Genomic DNA, 15803 nt, shown 5'->3' with positions numbered 1-15803 from the left:
GACTTTCCGCTCAAGGCGTGGCGGGCTTCGTCGTAATCGGTGCGAAATCGGCGACGATATGGTCCTGACCATATTTACCGCCGATCTGCGCGAGCCGCGCTTCGAGCGCGCGCAGATAATCGGCGCGCGGTTCACTCTCGGGTCGCGGTTTGTCGAATAGCGCGACCGGTGTGATCAGCAGCACCACCATCTCCGATCCGAACGGCTTCGAAATGATCCAGTCGCCCGCGCTGCCGATCGTCGCCGAATAGTGCGGCGGCGCCTGATTGTCTTTCGCGCGCGGACTTGGGACCATGTGCACGACGCTGCCGTCGAGTTGGTAATAGTCCAGATTCACGTACGAGTCGTAGGCCGGCGTGACCACGTCCACGACCAGCGGGTTGCCTTCCGTGAGTTGTCCACCAGGCGGGCGCACATGCAGGGCCGCGACGCGGCCTGCTTGCCAGTTGCGCGTCCAGTAGGGGGCGAGCGCTTTGACGGTGTCGCATTTGTCGTCGACGAGCGGTTCGACGTCGAGTGCGACCGTATCGACGCCCGGCAATGCCGACAAGGTTTCCTTCAGATGCGCCGCCCCATAGCGCTGCGAGACATAGCCGCGCACAGACAGCGAATGATCCTGAATCGACGCGGAAAGCGCGGAGCAGGGTACCTGCGCCAACGCCGGCGCGATCGCAGCCAAGGTTAGCGCCGGTTTGGGTGCGGGCGGTGCGGGCGGTGTGACGGGCGGCGCAGCAAGCGCGATGCGAGGCGATGCGCCGCCTGAAGCCGCAGACGCGGACGCAGACGCGGACGCAGGCACGGATGCAGGCACGGACGCAGACGCGGCAGGTGTCGAAACCGATGCTGAAACCGAGGCCGAAGATCCTGCGGAAGCCGACGCACCCGCGCCACTCCCTGCCGAAGAGGCAGTCTGCTCGGCCGCCACTTGCGACGCCGCCGACGCCCCCGAGTCCGACGCCACCGTCTCCCCTTGCCGGTTCGGCGCCGACCGCAGCGCGAACACCCCAACCACCGCAGCACACACCACCGCAAACCCCGCGAGCCCGGCCTTCGCCAACGTACCCGACTTCTCCGCGCGCGCTTCATTGTCAAATTCGGCGATGAAACGCGTCACGCTCGGCATACGCGTATTGCGATCGAACGACAGCGCGGCGCGCAGCGCGCGCCACTGTTTCGTGTCGAGATTCGGCGGCCGCTGCAGCTTGAAATCCGCATTGCGCGCCTGGGTGGCCGACAATCGGTCATACGGATGATGCCCCGTCAACAGCTCATACGTGATGCAGCCCAGCGCATAAATATCGTCACGCGGGTCCGGCTCGCGATGCTCGATCATTTCCGGGCTCGCATACGCAGGCGTCAATGCGCCGAGACTGCCGGGGTCGAAAACCGTCGCATCGCTCTCTTCTTCCGGCCGCTGAAACACGCGGGCAATGCCGAAGTCGATCACTTTGACTTCGGCATTCGTCGTGAGAAACACGTTGGCCGGCTTGAAATCGCAATGCACGAAGCCGCGCTCATGCGCATAGGCGAGCGCGCTGCACATGCCGCGCACGATCGGCAGCGCCGCACGCACCGGCATGCCCTGATAGCCCGGCGTACGCAAAAGCTGGCTGAGCGCTTTGCCGGTCAGGTACTCCATCGTCAGATAGACGATCGGCCCATCGCGATCGAAGTCGTACACCGTGATGATGTTTCGGTGCGCGAGTACCTGCGCCTTGCGCGCCTCGCGCTGCAACGCAACGAGCGAGTTCGGGTTGCCGCGAAACTGGACATTGAGCACCTTGATCGCGAGATACGGTTTGCGATCCGATGCCTCCAGCTTGCGCAGATCGAGCGCCTTGTACACCGTGCCCATGCCGCCCACGCCCAGACATTCTTCGAGCACGAAGCGGTTGTTCAGCGTATCGCCCGTGCCTTTGATCTGATCGTGTCCGGCCGCGCCCGGCGCATTGGCGGCGTTGGCGGCGTTGGCGGCGTTGGCGGCGTTGGCGGCGTTGCTCGCGCTCGCCGCGTAGCCGCTGCTCATGCCGTGCAGCGACGGAATGTCGACCGTAGTCTGAATGCCGGTTTCCTCGCCGCCCGCCGCAACGTTCGACACGCGCAACTGTTCGATACGGCGGCGCACTTCCACGTACAGATCGTCGGGCAACGGCGCCTTGCGTTGCGCGCTGCCGAGCATCTCCAGCAGCTGCGTGGGGCCGAGTCCTTCGGTCGTCAACGTGCTGTCGAGTTGAGCGACGAACTCGTCACGGGACAGCTCGCCGCTCTGGAAGTCGTGAATCACACGCGCAAGGCTAGCCATGTGTGCGAAGCGCTGCCGCTGCCGTTGAGCCGGATGTCATGCGGCCGACGCCGCTCCGGCTGGGAGAGAACCTGTCGTAACCAGTTACATGTGCCGGTTCGATACTAGCGCCAGGTCGGCGCTTTCGCAAACCAGGATTGCCCCGCTGCGCGCGCGGCACGGCGGTGTCGTGCGAGAGCCAACAGCCTGCGCGTGTTTGTCGGGTGCGCGCCATCAGTAGCGGATCGCACCACCCTGCCGCGGCTACGTGCATGACCGGATCGTTCCACGCGAAAGCCTTGCCCAGCGGGCTTTCCAAAACTTTATTAGGAACCTTGAATAAAACTGGCACAGCCCATGCATTAGTGACACTCGAGCAGACAAGATGCTCGAACCCAACCGCAACACTGTGATGTTTTCTTCCAGGAGATTTACCATGAACACGCTGACCATCAAAGACCTGTCCGTCACCGCTCAACTCGACAGCAAGGCCATGAGCGCCGTACGCGGCGGCTACGGCTACCCGACGAGCTCGTACTTCAACTTCAGCCCGGTCGTCGCGCCGAACAACAGCAAGACCGTTGACGCGACCCAGTTGATCAACACGTCGATGAACATCCAGAACGCGAACGCCAACAACGTCGCCTTCGCCGCCGGCCTGACGTCGACGATCAACCCGAGCATCACGTCGAGCAACAACATCCACGTGTAACGCCCGGCGCGGCGAAGCATCGGCCCATGTGCCCCCTACGGCCCGCTTCGCCGCTTCAGGACCCCATTCGTCTTCCGCGCACCTTTGGAGAATCACCATGTCATCCCTCATGATTCGCGATCTGTCCCGCACCCGCGAGCTCGACCGGCGCGCCATGTCGGCGGTAGTCGGCGGCACCGGCAGCAGCGTGCCGGGCCTGCCGTCCATCGCCGGCCTCGGCGGCATCGCCAACGTCAACGTCTCGATCAACCAGAACCTCAACCAGATGCAGTACGTGAACGTTGCCGCACTCAACAACGTCGGCGTGATCGGCGCGGGTTTCGTGCCGCTGCACCTGAACGTCAGCCCTTCGCTGTCGGGCGCCAACTTCGCCAACGTGTGACGAACCGCCGTCGCGACGCGCCGGGGATTGCGCAACGCCGCGGCGGCTCGTGCCGCTCGTGCATAAACATCGGGCGAGCCCTGAGCAGATTTCCTATACTGCTTGTGCGAGGAGACCTCAGCACATTCAGCAGCACAACGAGCGGCGTCCGGACCATCGCACCGGCCAGCCGCTCGACTTCTTTTATGGAGCCGCCATGACCCAGCTCGTGATCAAAGACCTCAGCGACAACGTCGAACTCGACCGCGAGGCGATGGCCGCCATTGTCGGCGGCGCACGGATCGGCGCGCGTTCGAGTCTGGCCGTGCCGTTGGTGCCCGCTTCGGCCCGCGTCGTCGATTACCCGCCCGGCTTTCCTGCCGCGCATCAGGCAATCGTCAAGGCCGCGATGCAACGCAAGACGCCGCGTGGCTAGTCTCCGTTGAGGCATTGACTTCATGCCCTTCGGAGACCGCGTACAAGGCGCCTACCTATAGGACGCAAAAGCCGTCCGCAATTTGGAAATACGATGCCCCGTCATGCATTCCGCGCGACGGGGCATCTGCTTTTTCGGCCTGACGATTGTCCGCACGCAGCGAGGTTAGCCATCGCGCACTCACCTATGCTGATAAGGACGCCACGTGGTTCGATTCACGCCGTCCGCCAATAGCACGCGTTATTCGGACAGCCTGTCGGCGCATTTGTGATCGCGGCGTGCCACGCACCGCCATTGCGAACTCACGATTGGAGACACCCCATGAAATTCATCGTGCAATGGAATGGTCTGCCCACTGCGGAGCGTTCCGTGATCGAACGCTTCATGAAAACGGGCGGCAAGCCGCCGGAAGGCGTCAACCTACTCGGACGTTGGCATGCGACTGCGGGTCTGCATGGCTTCGCGATCGTCGAGACGGACGACGCGCGGGGACTGTCGGCACTGGCGCTCGAATGGGGCGACTTGCTGACCATGAGCATTGTCCCCGCCATGACCGACGAGGAACTCGGCGCGGCGCTCGGCAAACATCAGGCATCGCACTAGTTAATAGTTAATAGTTAACAGGCGAGTTCTTCGCGTCTGCGCGGGGACGTGTCGTTCAGATAGTTTAGATAAGCGGGAACGAAGCGGGGAACGTTCATTGGAGCGGCGCGAAACCGTGCGCCGCTCCAGCATCGTCCTGCTTCACGCGGCGTCGACTTTACGTTCCAGCTCCGCATTCGGCACGTTATACGACGCTTCTATCGCGACCGCTTCGTCGAGGCCGACAAAGCGGTTGAAGTCCGTAAACGACGTGAGACGATCCGCGACCGCATCGGTCGACCCTTCGCGCAAGAAGATCTCCATCATCTCCTTGACGGCCTTGTGCGTCGCGAGCATCGATTCGATCGGACACAGCGTGTAGTCGAAGCCGAGCTTGTACACCTGATCGAGCGTCAGATAAGGGCTTTTACCGGTGCGCGCCATATTGAACAGGATCGGCTTGCCGAGCGGTTTCAGTCTTCGCACCAGTTCCTGCATGTGCTCGATGCTTTCCGGCGCATCCGCATAGAGGCCGTCCGCGCCGGCTTCGGCGTAGGCCGTCAGCCGCTCGATCGCGTCGTCGATTCCCGTGACGGCAATCGCATCGGTGCGCGCCACCACGAAGAAATCCGGATCGGTTCGCGCGGCCAGCATGGCGCGCAATTTCGCCTGCATCTCTTCTTTGGGAATCACCTGCTTGCCCGCAAAGTGGCCGCATTTCTTCGGCACGGCCTGATCTTCCAGATGCAGGACCGAAGCGCCCGCTTCTTCCCACAGACGAATCGTGCGCTGCACGTCGAGAATGCCGCCGTAGCCGGTGTCGGCATCGGCGAAAACCGGCAGCGACGTCGCCCGGCAAATGCGGCGGATGTGATCGAACATCTCCGTCTGCGTCAGCAGGCCGACATCCGGCTCGCCGGCCAGAATGCCGGACGCCGCGAATCCGCTCACGTAGATCGCTTTGGCGCCCGCCTGTTCGGCGAGCTTCGCGGTCAACGCGTCGTGCGCGCCGAGGCAAACAAACGGCGGGGACTTCAACAATTCTCTGAAACGTGCGGAACGGCTCACGGTGCTTCTCCCAGTCAAGGTCGGATCAGTCGATGCTCGTGACGTGGGGCTCGCGCAACGGTTCGCGCTCGCCACACGTCGGCGCGCTATCGCGGCAGGTAAGCCCAGGCACGCCTCGCGCGATCCTTGCGGCGAAAAGCGTCGATGTCGGCGGCGAGACGCAGCGTCTGGTCGACCTCGTCGAGTCCTTCGAGCAGTACCGCGCGACGCGCGGCGTCGAATTCGAACGGGATCGGCGGCAATCCGCGCGCGCGAATGTCGAGGGCGCGCAAATCGACTTCGAGCGGCTCGCCGTCCGCTGCGGCGGCAGCGAGCGACTCGATTACCGAGGCGTCGAGACGCACCGGCAGCAGCCCGTTCTGCAGACAATTGTTGAAGAAGATATCGCCGAACGAAGGTGCGATCACGCAGCGAATGCCGAATTCTTCGAGCGCCCACACCGCCATTTCACGCGAGCTGCCACAACCGAAATTCGCACCGCCCAACAGAATCGATGCGTGCCGGAAGGCCGGCTGATTCAGCACGAAGTCCTCGCGCTCGCCCTGCTCGGGACCGCCGTCGCGATACCGCAGCGTTTCGAATAACCACGGCCCGAGTTGACCGCGCACGAGTTGCGAGATTCGTTCGATGCGAATGATCAGGTCGGTGTCGACGTTATTGCGCAGCAGCGGCGCGGCCGGCCCCTTGACTACCGTGAACGCTTTCATCGAACGACTCCGGCACGCGCGGGCGCGGCGATATGGCCTGCCAGCGCGCTGGCCGCCGCGACGGCGGGACTCGCCAGATGCGTGCGCGCACCCGGTCCTTGCCGGCCGACAAAGTTACGATTCGACGTCGACACGCAACGCTCGCCACGCCCGACGACGTCACCATTCGCGCCGACGCACATCGAGCAGCCGGGCTCGCGCCAATCGAAGCCCGCCGCACGGAATACCTGCGCCAGGCCCTGCGCTTCCGCCTCCCGCGCGACGCTTAGCGAGCCGGGCACGATCCACGCGGTGACGCCGTCGGCGACATGGTGTCCCGCGACGACGCGCGCGGCGGCCTGCAAATCTTCGATCCGGCTGTTGGTGCATGAGCCGATAAACACGCGGTCCACGCTCAACTCGTCCAGATGCTGCCCCGCATGCACGCCCATGTAATCGAGCGCGCGTTGCAGCGCTTCACGGCGCGCCGGATCGGTTTCGTCGACGGGGTCGGGCACGGCGGCGTCGATCGCGATCACATGCTCGGGGCTCGTGCCCCAGGTGACCTGCACCGCAATCGCCGACGCGTCGATCTCGACTTCGCGGTCGAAATGCGCGCCTGCGTCGCTCGGCAGGCGGCGCCAGTCTTCCAGCGCTGCGTCAAAGCTCGCGTCCTGCGGCGCGTATGGGCGGCCGCGCAGATACGCGAACGTCACGTCATCCGGCGCGACGAGGCCGAACTTGGCGCCGAGTTCGATCGTCAGATTGCAGAGCGTCAAACGCGCTTCCATCGAGAGCGCCTCGACTGCCGCGCCGGCGAATTCGACGGCGTAACCGGTTCCCGCGCTCGCGCCGAGCGTGCCGATCACGTACAGAATCATGTCCTTGGCGGTCACGCCTTCGGCCACGCTGCCGTTGAAACGGACCCGCATGGTGCGCGGTTTCTTCTGACGCACGGTTTGCGTTGCCAGCACATGCACCAGTTCGGTCGAGCCGATGCCGAACGCCAGCGCCCCCAACGCACCATGCGTACAGGTATGACTATCCGCGCAAACGATCAAGGTACCCGGCAACGACAAGCCCAGCTCCGGACCGATCACATGGACGATGCCTTGCCGCCCCTGCGCGCCGATATCGAACAACGGGATCGCGTGCTGCGTCATCTGCTCGCGCATCGCGTCGACCATGGTCGTGCTCCAGTCCGCGTCGCCGGCGCGGCGGCCGGGTTGCGTGGAGATCACGTGATCGAGCGTCGCGAAGGTCAACTCCGGATTGCTGACCGGCAAATCGCGCGCTTCGAGCACGCGGATCGCTTCGACGCCGGTCAGTTCATGCATCAGATTGCGATCCACCTGCAACAGATCGACGCCACCCGGCAATTTCGCAATCGTGTGGCTGTCCCACAGCTTGTCGAACAGCGTGCGCGGCGCGTTCATGATGCCGCCTCGCCGCTTTGCGCGTGGCGTTTCTCGAACGCCCACACCTCGGGGAAACCGACCAGTTCGTGCAACTGGTCCATCGTGAACGACGGCACCTGCAGATCGAGCGAGTCGCCGTGTTCGAGCAGATGACGGTACGCGCTGTCCAATGCGGAGGTCGCCGCCGCCATGCCGATCGACGGATAGATCGCGATGCTGAAGCCCCACTCCTTCAGCGTGCTGCTCGCGACCACCGGCGAGCGGCCCGTGGGCACCATATTGGCGAACAGCCACGCGCCGCAATCGGCGAGTTCGCCGCCGATCCGCTTGAATTCCTCGGCGCTTTCCGGCGATTCGACGAACACGATGTCCGCGCCCGCGCGAGCGAACGCCTTGCCGCGCCGGATCGCTTCGTCGAGGCCGAGCGTGGTGCGTGAATCGGTCCGGGCGATGATCAGCATGTCGTCGCTGCGGCGCGCTTCGCGCGCGACTTCGATTTTCTTCAGCATGTCGTCCAGCGGCACGACCTGGCGGCCTTGAGTGTGGCCGCATTTTTTCGGCATCACCTGGTCTTCCATCTGGATCGCCTGCACGCCTGCGGCTTCGTAGCCGCGCACGGTGTGCCGCACGTTGAGCAGACCGCCGAAGCCCGTATCCGCGTCCGCGATCAACGGCTTGCCGATGCCCTCGGCGATTTGCCGCGCACGCCCCACCATGTCCGCATAGCTGACGAGACCGGCATCGGCCACGCCCAGATACGAGCCGGACACGCCGTAGCCAGTCATGTACAGCGCCTCGAACGGCAGGCGATCGGCGACCCGCGCCGAGAACATGTCGAATACGCCGGGCGCGACGACAAAGCGTCCGCTCTTGAGAATCGCTTTCAGCTTTCCGGGAGTACTCATCGAACGCTCCTGCTCAATTGCTATGGGTAAGACGCCGTTGCCACGCCAGCAACAGCAGATTGACGAGCGTCGCGAAGACGAACAGCATCAGCGCGAGCGCCATGATCGTGCTGGTCTCGCTGCGGTTCATCGCGATCATCAGCATGTGGCCGATGCCGCTCTGCGACGCGAACATCTCGCCGATCAGCGTGCCGAGCAGCGTCAGCGAAAAGCCGATCCGCAGGCCAGCGACCACTTCCGGCACACAGGCGGGCAGCAGGATGCGGCGCGCGAAAGCGACCGGACTCAGCCGGTAGGTGCGTGCCGCACGTGTGTAAATGGGCGGCAGGTTGCGCACGGCGTTCATCGTGAAGATCGTGATCGGTACGATGCCGTGCATCACGCCGAACACGATCTTGGCCCACAGGCCCAGGCCGAACGCCAGCAGCACGACCGGATACAGCGTGACTTTGGGAATCGAGTAGAAGCCCATGATCAGCGGCTCCATCACGTCGCCGGCCAGCTTGCGCGCGCCGAGCAGCATGCCGAGACACACCCCGCAGACCGCGGAGATCAGAAACGCCGAGCCGAACGCGAACGCGGTCACGTACAGACTCGCCGGGAAATCCGGGTCGCTGACAATATGAACCGCGCGGACCAGCGTGCGCCACGGCGTGGTGAGCACGTCCGGACCCAGCATCTCGCTCGATACCTGCCACAGCACGGCCAGCACGACGAGCAGCACAACGCCGTCGAGCCAGCGCCGCGCGTGCCGCGGTTTGATTGTGTGCGCAACGACGATCGTGCTCATGCCACCTCCCTGCGAATCCGCCGGTACAGGCGTGCTTCGGCCGAACGCAGCAGCGCGTTGACGGTGCCGACGAACAGCAGCATCAGCACCATCAGGCCGTACATGGTCGGGTTGTCGAAGTTGTTGTACGCAAAGGCGATCTGGTAGCCGAAGCCCGAACCCGACAAGACGAATTCCCCGGCCACGACGGCGATAAACGCGTACACCACCGTCAACTTGATGCCGGTGAACACAAACGGCAAACTCGACGGCAACGTAATCAGCCGGATTTCGTCGAACGTATTCAGGCGGCACACGCGGGCCGTACGCAGCAGCACACGCGGCACGCGCTCCAGACCGTTGAGCGTATTCACCGCCATCGCGACCACCGCGAACAGAAAGCCGATGCCCACCAGCGGCCAGCGATTCAGGCCGAGCAGCACGATCAGGATCGGGTAGAGCACGAACACCGGCACCGCGTAATACGACAGCAGCAGCGGATCGAGCACACGCCGCACGCGCGGCAACCGGAACAGCAGCACGCCGCCGACGAAACCCACCACCACCGCCAGCGCCACTGCAAGCAACGCGCTGCCGAGCGTTTGCAAAATGTCCGACGTGTATTCGCCGGACATCAGCAGTTGCACGGCGCTCACGATCATCCGTGAAGGCGGAATGAACGACACCGGATTGATCCATGCGGCGCGGCTCGCAATCTCCAGCAGCACGATCAGCCCGACGATCAGACCGAGCCGCCAACGCGCGGCGGTATTCATTGCTGGCTCCCGAGCGCTTTGAGCGCTTCTTCGCGCAGCAAGCCCCACACTTGCGCGGTCAATTCGCCGAAACGCGCGTCGAGCGCCGTCGTACTGTCGCGCAGACGCGGCCAGCCGGTGTCGATCGTCGCGATGAAACGGCCCGGACATGCCGACATCACGCCGATGCGGTCGGACAGCAACACGGCTTCGTCGATCGAGTGGGTGATCAGCAGCACGGTCGCGCCGGTGTCGCGCCATAGCTTCAGGGTTTCGTCGCCCATCAGCAGACGGGTTTGCTGATCGAGCGCGCCGAACGGTTCATCGAGCAACAGCAGGCGCGGCCGCACCACCATGGCACGCGCGATACAAACCCGTTGGCGCATGCCGCCCGACAACTGCGCGGGGTAAGCGCTCGCAAACCGTTTGAGTCCCATGAACGACAGCGCGTGGTCGACCCGCTCACGCACTTCCGCTTCGGCGACGCCGGCCTGACGCGCGGCGAACGCGGCGTTGTCGAACACGTTCAGCCACGGAAAACTCGCGTCTTCCTGAAACACCACGGCGACGCCGTCCGGCACTTCCGCGCCGACCGGCTTGCCTTCGAACGTCACCGTCCCGCCGCTTGCGGGATTCAGACCAGCCAGCACGTCGAGCAGTGTGGACTTGCCGCAACCCGATGGACCCACCACGGAGAAGAACTCGCCCGCACGCAATTCGAGGCTCACGGGGCCGAGCGCGTGAAACGGCGGCTTGCCGCCCGTGCCGGGATAGATGCGCGTGACGTCGGTAAGCGTGGCCTCGATGCGCTTGCCGTCGGGCGACAGCGCACTCGGCGCGACCACCGAGATATTGGCTTTCTGGCGGGATAGTGCGCTCATCGCGACCTCACTTCTTGCTGCGTAGATCGGCCGGCAACATCGATTCGTCGACGATCTTCGACCAGTCGAATGGCCCTTCGGGAATGGCCTTGACCAGCACCAGGCCTTTGAGTACTTCGTCCATGCTCTTGTAGTCGAGACTGCCTTCGCTCCAGTACTTCGGATCGGCGTCGAGTACGTTGTTGATCGCCGAGGCAGCGACCGCCGGGTCCATCTTGTATTCCTTGGCGAGGATCTGCGCGGCCTCGGCGCGATGCGCGGCCATGTAGATCACCGCCTTGCGGCGCGCCAGGATAATGCCGCGAATCACCTCGGGATGCGCCTTCAGATAATCGGTGCGGACAATCCCGACGGTCTGCGTTTCGTTCGGCACGACGTCGTTCGAACGAAAGGCGATGCGTAGGCCCTCTTTCTTCGCGCTATACGACGGCTCGGTCATATAGCCGACGTCGATCGCGCCTTGCTGGAGCGACGTGAGCATGCCGCTCGAACTGCCAACCGGTTTGCGCTGCACCTGGCCCAGCAGGCCGACGCGGTCGAGCGCGATCGTGGAGATCATGTCGGTCGTCGATTTGGGACTGCTGTAGCCGATCGTCTTGCCCTTCATCTGTTTGATGTTGGTGATCGAGCCGTTCTTCAGTTCGACCCACACGAGGTCGCCGAGACTTTGCACGCCGCCGTGCACGATCGTCAGATCGACGCCCTGTTTCACCGCGGCGATCGCCGCGGGCAACGCCACCTCGCCGTACGGAATGTCGGACGCCATCGCGTTGCGAATGCTGGTTCCACCGCCTTCCGACGTGATGAAACCGGTGACGTCGACTTTCTCGTCCTTGAAGAAACCTTTGTCCAGCGCAACCGCGAACGGCACGCCGTACATACCGTCGCCCCAGTGCGTCACCGTCAGCGAACTGGCGTGGGCGCCGACGCTCGCAAGCGTCAGCGTCGCGCTCAGGCAGATACCCCGCACGACATTGCGAATCGCGTTCATGTGGTTCGTCTCCATCCACGATTGACGGTTGAGTGCCCGTCATTGTCGTTATGCCGCCGCGCGCCGTGACGCCGGCGACGGGTCAGCAAACGGCTTCGTCAAGTCGACTTTTTCCGCTCACCGTGTAAGTTAATGTATGCATTAAATCGTTAAAAGTACAGAACATCGGCATCGGAAAACGGCTGGGTTTACCCGTTATACCGATGCGAATTCCTCTGTTTTAAAGGGCTTTTCAAGCCTGATGAATGCCGTGTTGCTGCAGCACCGCAGTCTGCTCGCGCCAGCCGCGTTCACGATGAAGGCGGTATAAGCGGCTCGCTCGCGCTGCATCGCCGCGACGAATCGCGTCGATGATTTCGTAATGCTCGGCGATCGATTTTTTCGGCTGTGGATGCGGCCGCAACTGTTGCGTGAAGCGTCGCACGCGATGCACCTGGTCGCGGCAATTCATCACGACCTGCGCGAGGCGCGCATTGCCGCCGAGTTGCACGAGTGCCTCGTGGAAGGCTTCGTCGGCGGCGGCCCAGGCTTGCATGTCTTGCGTGGCTAGCGCGTCGGTCATCTGCTGGCAGGCGTTGTCGAGCGGACTCAGATCGACGCCGCCGCGCGCGGCCACCAACCCCGCCGCCGTCGATTCGAGGCTGATCAGCACCTGGTAGATATGGCTGATATCGGAGACGGAGGTCGGCACGATGTGAATGCCATGACGCGGCACGATCTCGACCAGCCCTTCGCCCTGCAGGCGAATCGCCGCTTCGCGGATCGGCGTGCGGCTCACGCCGAGCATTTGCGCGAGATCCTGTTCGAGCACGTAAGAGCCGGGCGTCAGCTCGCTTTCTATGATTTTTTGCCTGAGGCTTTCGTAGGCGAGTTGCGATGAGTTGCCGTTGCGCGCTTCGGGTTGTGTGGCCGATTTGAGTTTTGGCACGACGCTCCTCCAGGCGGCGCCGAAGCGCACGCGGCTATCCGACTATCCTGCACGGCAGTCTGCGCAGCGTGCTGGCCGGCTGGCGCCGTGCGCAACGCGCGAACGTTTCGATGCTAGCACCGCGCGCTGTGCGGCGGCATGAAGGGAAACGCTTAATGCAATGCGCTACGTCATGACAAACAGGCGGTGCGCATGGCGCATGACGCGTGGCAAAGGCCAATCACCCACCGCGTAAATGCGCGACCAGCATGCGGCAAGCCACCGGCAACGCGTCCAGCGAACGCACGGCTAACAGCAGCTCGCGCTCGGCCCACGCATCGGTAAGCGCGACGATCGACAAACCCAGCTTGTCCGCCTGCTCCTGCGCGATTGCACGCGGCATGACGCCGAGCCCGAGTCCCGCTGCAATCATCAGACATTGCGCGTCGTAGCTCGTCACCTGAATGCGCAGATTGACCGGGCGCGCATGAGCGTGCGCCGCGCGCGTGAGTTGCTGGCTGATCGCCGTATCGGGCGGCAGGCCGACGTACTCGAAGTCGAGTGTGTCCGCGAAAGCCACCGCCTGATGCTGCGCCAGCGCATGACCGGCCGGCATGACGAGCGTCAGGGAATCGCGGCGATAGGGGAACGTTTGCACGTCGTAACCATGCGGCACGGACGTGAACACGCCGATATCCGCTGCGTTATCGGCGACGGCTTTCACCACCCCGGTACTGGGCTTTTCTTCGAGCTGGATCTGAATCCGCGGATGCTGCGCGGCAAACGACTGGATCTCGCGCGGCAGGAACTGCACGACCGACGACACATTCGCCGCCAGCCGAATGAGTCCGCTGACGCCGCTGGCGTAATCGCGCATTTGCACGGCAATGTCGTCGAGTTCATGCAGCGCGCGGTGTGCCAGCGCGACCAGCCGTTCACCGGCGGCGGTCGGCATCACGCCTTTGTTGGTACGCCGTAGAAGCGCCACGCCCAGCGTGGCTTCGATCTCGCTGATGCGCTTGCTGACGGCCGCTGCCGCGATATGTTCGCGCTGCGCCGCAGCCGCGATGGTGCCGGTTTCAGCAACGCTGACAAACAGCCTGAGCGAAAGCGGATCGAGTGTCGGCATGACGTCCCGCGGCAAGTAACCGAGCTAACCGGGTTCGCCGATGGATTCGGCGCTCCTCGGTACGGCGTGTGCGTGCCACCACCACTGGCACGTTTGCCCGCCATCGTGGCTCGCGATGGCGGCATGGTCAAGCAATGCTTTGCACGTAGCCACGGCCTGGCAACAATGAGATTGACCGGCGGCCTCTTTCGAGGCGAACCGCGCGACAGGAGACAGCGATGCAAACCGCGACCCACGCAAAGATCAAGGTGTTCTGGCAACCCGGCTGTTCGTCGTGCTTACGCACCAAGGAGTTTCTGACGAAGCAGGGCATCGAATTCGAATCGATCGACGTGCATAACGATCCCGACGGCGCCGAGCAACTCGCCGCGCTGGGCGCGCGCAGCGTGCCCGTGGTCGCGCTCGGCGGCCGCTACACGTTCTGTCAGTCGATCAACGACGTCATCAAGTTTCTGGATCTGAAAACGAAGATCATGACGCCGCTGCCGCCGGCGGAACTGGTCAGCCGCCTCGAACTCGTGCTCGAATCGAACGCGCGTTATACGCGGCAATTCGGCGGCGCCGCGTATCGCGAGCCGTTCAGGAATCGCAACCGGACGCCGGCCGGTCTGACGTTTCACGTCTTCCGCGTGGCCGAGATGGGTATCGAGGCCGCGCAGCAGATCGAATTGCGATTCGAAGGATTCGACGAAGTGCCGCCCGCCGACTGGGGACCGCAGGAGATCGCCGCCTGGGGCGACAGCGTGAGGGCGCATTTGCGCGCGTGGTGGCAGGCTGAGACGGATCGCTCGCTCAGCTACGACGTGCCGACTTACTATGGACGGCGGCCCATGCACGAAGTGCTGGAGCGCACCGCGTGGCATAGCGCACAACACACGCGCCAGGTCATGCTGATGCTGGAAAGCGAAGGTGTCGCGATCGACCGCCCGCTGACGGCTCAGGATCTGGCCGGCTTGCCGCTGCCGGATGAAGTGTGGGACAGGTAACGGTCGACCCGGCCTGTCGGGGTGGTGCGGCGCGCAAAGCGCCGCATTGAAAGCGTGACGGAGTTTCGCAAGCGGCTCATAAACTGAACCCATCTTTCGCGTCTGCGTGGCAGAATCGCCTTCAATCCGTCGGCGAGACAGAAACACATGACCACGCTGCGCGAAAAATCCACCGACTCGGTGTATCTACAGCTACGCACCAAAATTCTCAGCAACGAGTTTCGTCCCGGCATGCAGTTACTGGAACGCGACCTCGTCAGTCTGTTCGGTGTAAGCCGCACGCCCGTGCGGGAAGCGCTCGTGCGTTTGCAGAAGGAAAACCTGCTGCAGATCGTGCCGCGCCACGGTATTCGCGTACGTCAGGTGTCGCTCGCGGATATCGAAGAAATCAACCAGGTGCAAACCAGTCTCGAAGCGACCGCTGCCGGCATTGCCGCGGCCGCAACGCTGCGCGCCAAAGACCTGGCGCCCTTCGATCAGGCCTGCAACGCCATGGAGCGGGCGCGCGAGAAAAACGACCTCGCCGCCTGGACCGCCGCCGACGAAGCCTTTTACGCGCATCTGCTGAAGCTGGGCGGCAATCCTCGGCTCACGCAGATTGTCAATGAATGCTGGGACCAGATTCGACGCGTGCGCGACCTCACGTTGCGTCTGACCGCACTGGCCGATCTGCCGGTGGCGCAGCATCGGGCGATCGTGGAGGCGATCCGCGCCGGCGACGGCGCGACAGCCGAACGCCTGTGCCGCGACTATCGCGCGAGTTGTCTGCAGTTCGAGATCGATACGTTGCGGCGATTCCGCATTCTCGAAGTGTGACCGGTGGCAAACCGGCTACACGCCCACGCCTGGCGAACGAATGTCCGCGCGCGACGACGCCCGCCGCCGCCCACTCACCTATCATGCTTATGAACGCCTCGCCCATTCAGATAGGCACGT

Annotated in this window: 17 protein-coding genes; 6 read left to right on the top strand and 11 right to left on the bottom strand. The window is 63.7% G+C overall.

The window, feature by feature from the left end:
- Window positions 1-10: 10 nt before the first annotated feature.
- Window positions 11-2302 carry a serine/threonine protein kinase gene (locus HWY05_RS30175; protein ID WP_176060606.1) on the bottom strand — a complete coding sequence of 764 codons (2292 nt, stop codon included), beginning with the start codon at window positions 2300-2302 and terminating at the stop codon, window positions 11-13.
- 415 nt (window positions 2303-2717) lie between these two features.
- On the opposite strand from HWY05_RS30175, the gene HWY05_RS30170 reads away from it, so the two are divergent.
- The 4 genes from HWY05_RS30170 to HWY05_RS30155 all read left to right on the top strand — a co-directional run bounded on the left by HWY05_RS30170 (window position 2718) and on the right by HWY05_RS30155 (window position 4393).
- Entirely contained in the window at window positions 2718-2993 is a 276-nt protein-coding gene (locus tag HWY05_RS30170; RefSeq protein ID WP_176060605.1) for a hypothetical protein, read from the top strand.
- Window positions 2994-3090: 97 nt separating this feature from the next.
- On the top strand, window positions 3091-3375 hold the full coding sequence (locus HWY05_RS30165) for a hypothetical protein (RefSeq protein WP_035559833.1): 285 nt from the start codon (window positions 3091-3093) through the stop codon (window positions 3373-3375).
- Between the two features lie 196 nt (window positions 3376-3571).
- Complete coding sequence (locus HWY05_RS30160) at window positions 3572-3790, top strand: hypothetical protein (RefSeq protein WP_035559836.1); 219 nt, start codon at window positions 3572-3574, stop codon at window positions 3788-3790.
- 321 nt (window positions 3791-4111) lie between these two features.
- Window positions 4112-4393, top strand: coding sequence for a DUF3303 domain-containing protein (locus tag HWY05_RS30155; RefSeq protein ID WP_035559837.1), 282 nt, complete (start codon window positions 4112-4114; stop codon window positions 4391-4393).
- A gap of 141 nt (window positions 4394-4534) precedes the next feature.
- Here HWY05_RS30155 and HWY05_RS30150 read toward each other — a convergent pair whose 3' ends face one another.
- The 10 genes from HWY05_RS30150 to HWY05_RS30105 all read right to left on the bottom strand — a co-directional run bounded on the left by HWY05_RS30150 (window position 4535) and on the right by HWY05_RS30105 (window position 13881).
- Window positions 4535-5440: an isocitrate lyase/PEP mutase family protein gene (locus tag HWY05_RS30150; RefSeq protein ID WP_035559840.1), complete on the bottom strand. Its 906-nt coding sequence runs from the start codon at window positions 5438-5440 to the stop codon at window positions 4535-4537.
- Between the two features lie 86 nt (window positions 5441-5526).
- Window positions 5527-6147: a 3-isopropylmalate dehydratase small subunit gene (gene leuD / locus HWY05_RS30145; RefSeq protein WP_176060604.1), complete on the bottom strand. Its 621-nt coding sequence runs from the start codon at window positions 6145-6147 to the stop codon at window positions 5527-5529.
- Complete coding sequence (gene leuC / locus HWY05_RS30140; RefSeq protein WP_176060603.1) at window positions 6144-7562, bottom strand: 3-isopropylmalate dehydratase large subunit; 1419 nt, start codon at window positions 7560-7562, stop codon at window positions 6144-6146. The genes leuD and leuC overlap by 4 nt, the downstream gene beginning before the upstream one ends.
- Entirely contained in the window at window positions 7559-8449 is an 891-nt protein-coding gene (locus HWY05_RS30135) for an isocitrate lyase/PEP mutase family protein (RefSeq protein ID WP_035559856.1), read from the bottom strand. The genes leuC and HWY05_RS30135 overlap by 4 nt, the downstream gene beginning before the upstream one ends.
- 13 nt (window positions 8450-8462) lie before the next feature.
- A complete protein-coding gene (locus HWY05_RS30130; protein ID WP_176060602.1) occupies window positions 8463-9239 on the bottom strand; it encodes an ABC transporter permease subunit in 777 nt (258 codons plus the stop codon).
- Complete coding sequence (locus tag HWY05_RS30125; RefSeq protein WP_176060601.1) at window positions 9236-9994, bottom strand: ABC transporter permease subunit; 759 nt, start codon at window positions 9992-9994, stop codon at window positions 9236-9238. Before HWY05_RS30125 ends, HWY05_RS30130 begins: the two co-directional genes overlap by 4 nt.
- On the bottom strand, window positions 9991-10854 hold the full coding sequence (locus HWY05_RS30120) for an ABC transporter ATP-binding protein (RefSeq protein WP_035559865.1): 864 nt from the start codon (window positions 10852-10854) through the stop codon (window positions 9991-9993). The genes HWY05_RS30125 and HWY05_RS30120 overlap by 4 nt, the downstream gene beginning before the upstream one ends.
- Before the next feature lie 7 nt (window positions 10855-10861).
- A complete protein-coding gene (locus HWY05_RS30115) occupies window positions 10862-11845 on the bottom strand; it encodes an ABC transporter substrate-binding protein (protein WP_035559873.1) in 984 nt (327 codons plus the stop codon).
- A 232-nt stretch (window positions 11846-12077) separates the two neighbouring features.
- A complete protein-coding gene (locus tag HWY05_RS30110) occupies window positions 12078-12773 on the bottom strand; it encodes a GntR family transcriptional regulator (protein ID WP_035559876.1) in 696 nt (231 codons plus the stop codon).
- 220 nt (window positions 12774-12993) lie between these two features.
- Window positions 12994-13881 (bottom strand): LysR family transcriptional regulator, encoded by an 888-nt coding sequence (locus tag HWY05_RS30105; RefSeq protein ID WP_176060600.1) that lies wholly within the window; start codon window positions 13879-13881, stop codon window positions 12994-12996.
- Between the two features lie 218 nt (window positions 13882-14099).
- Between HWY05_RS30105 and HWY05_RS30100 the strand changes: the two genes are divergently transcribed.
- Both HWY05_RS30100 and HWY05_RS30095 read left to right on the top strand, forming a co-directional pair.
- Entirely contained in the window at window positions 14100-14867 is a 768-nt protein-coding gene (locus tag HWY05_RS30100) for a DinB family protein (RefSeq protein ID WP_176060599.1), read from the top strand.
- Between the two features lie 147 nt (window positions 14868-15014).
- A complete protein-coding gene (locus tag HWY05_RS30095) occupies window positions 15015-15683 on the top strand; it encodes a GntR family transcriptional regulator (RefSeq protein ID WP_035559890.1) in 669 nt (222 codons plus the stop codon).
- The last annotated feature ends 120 nt before the right edge of the window (window positions 15684-15803 follow it).

Source organism: Paraburkholderia sp. BCC1876 (assembly GCF_902833695.1).
GTDB lineage: Bacteria > Pseudomonadota > Gammaproteobacteria > Burkholderiales > Burkholderiaceae > Paraburkholderia.
Note: the sequence above shows the minus strand (reverse complement) of the source record. Positions and strands in the feature narration are given on the sequence as shown.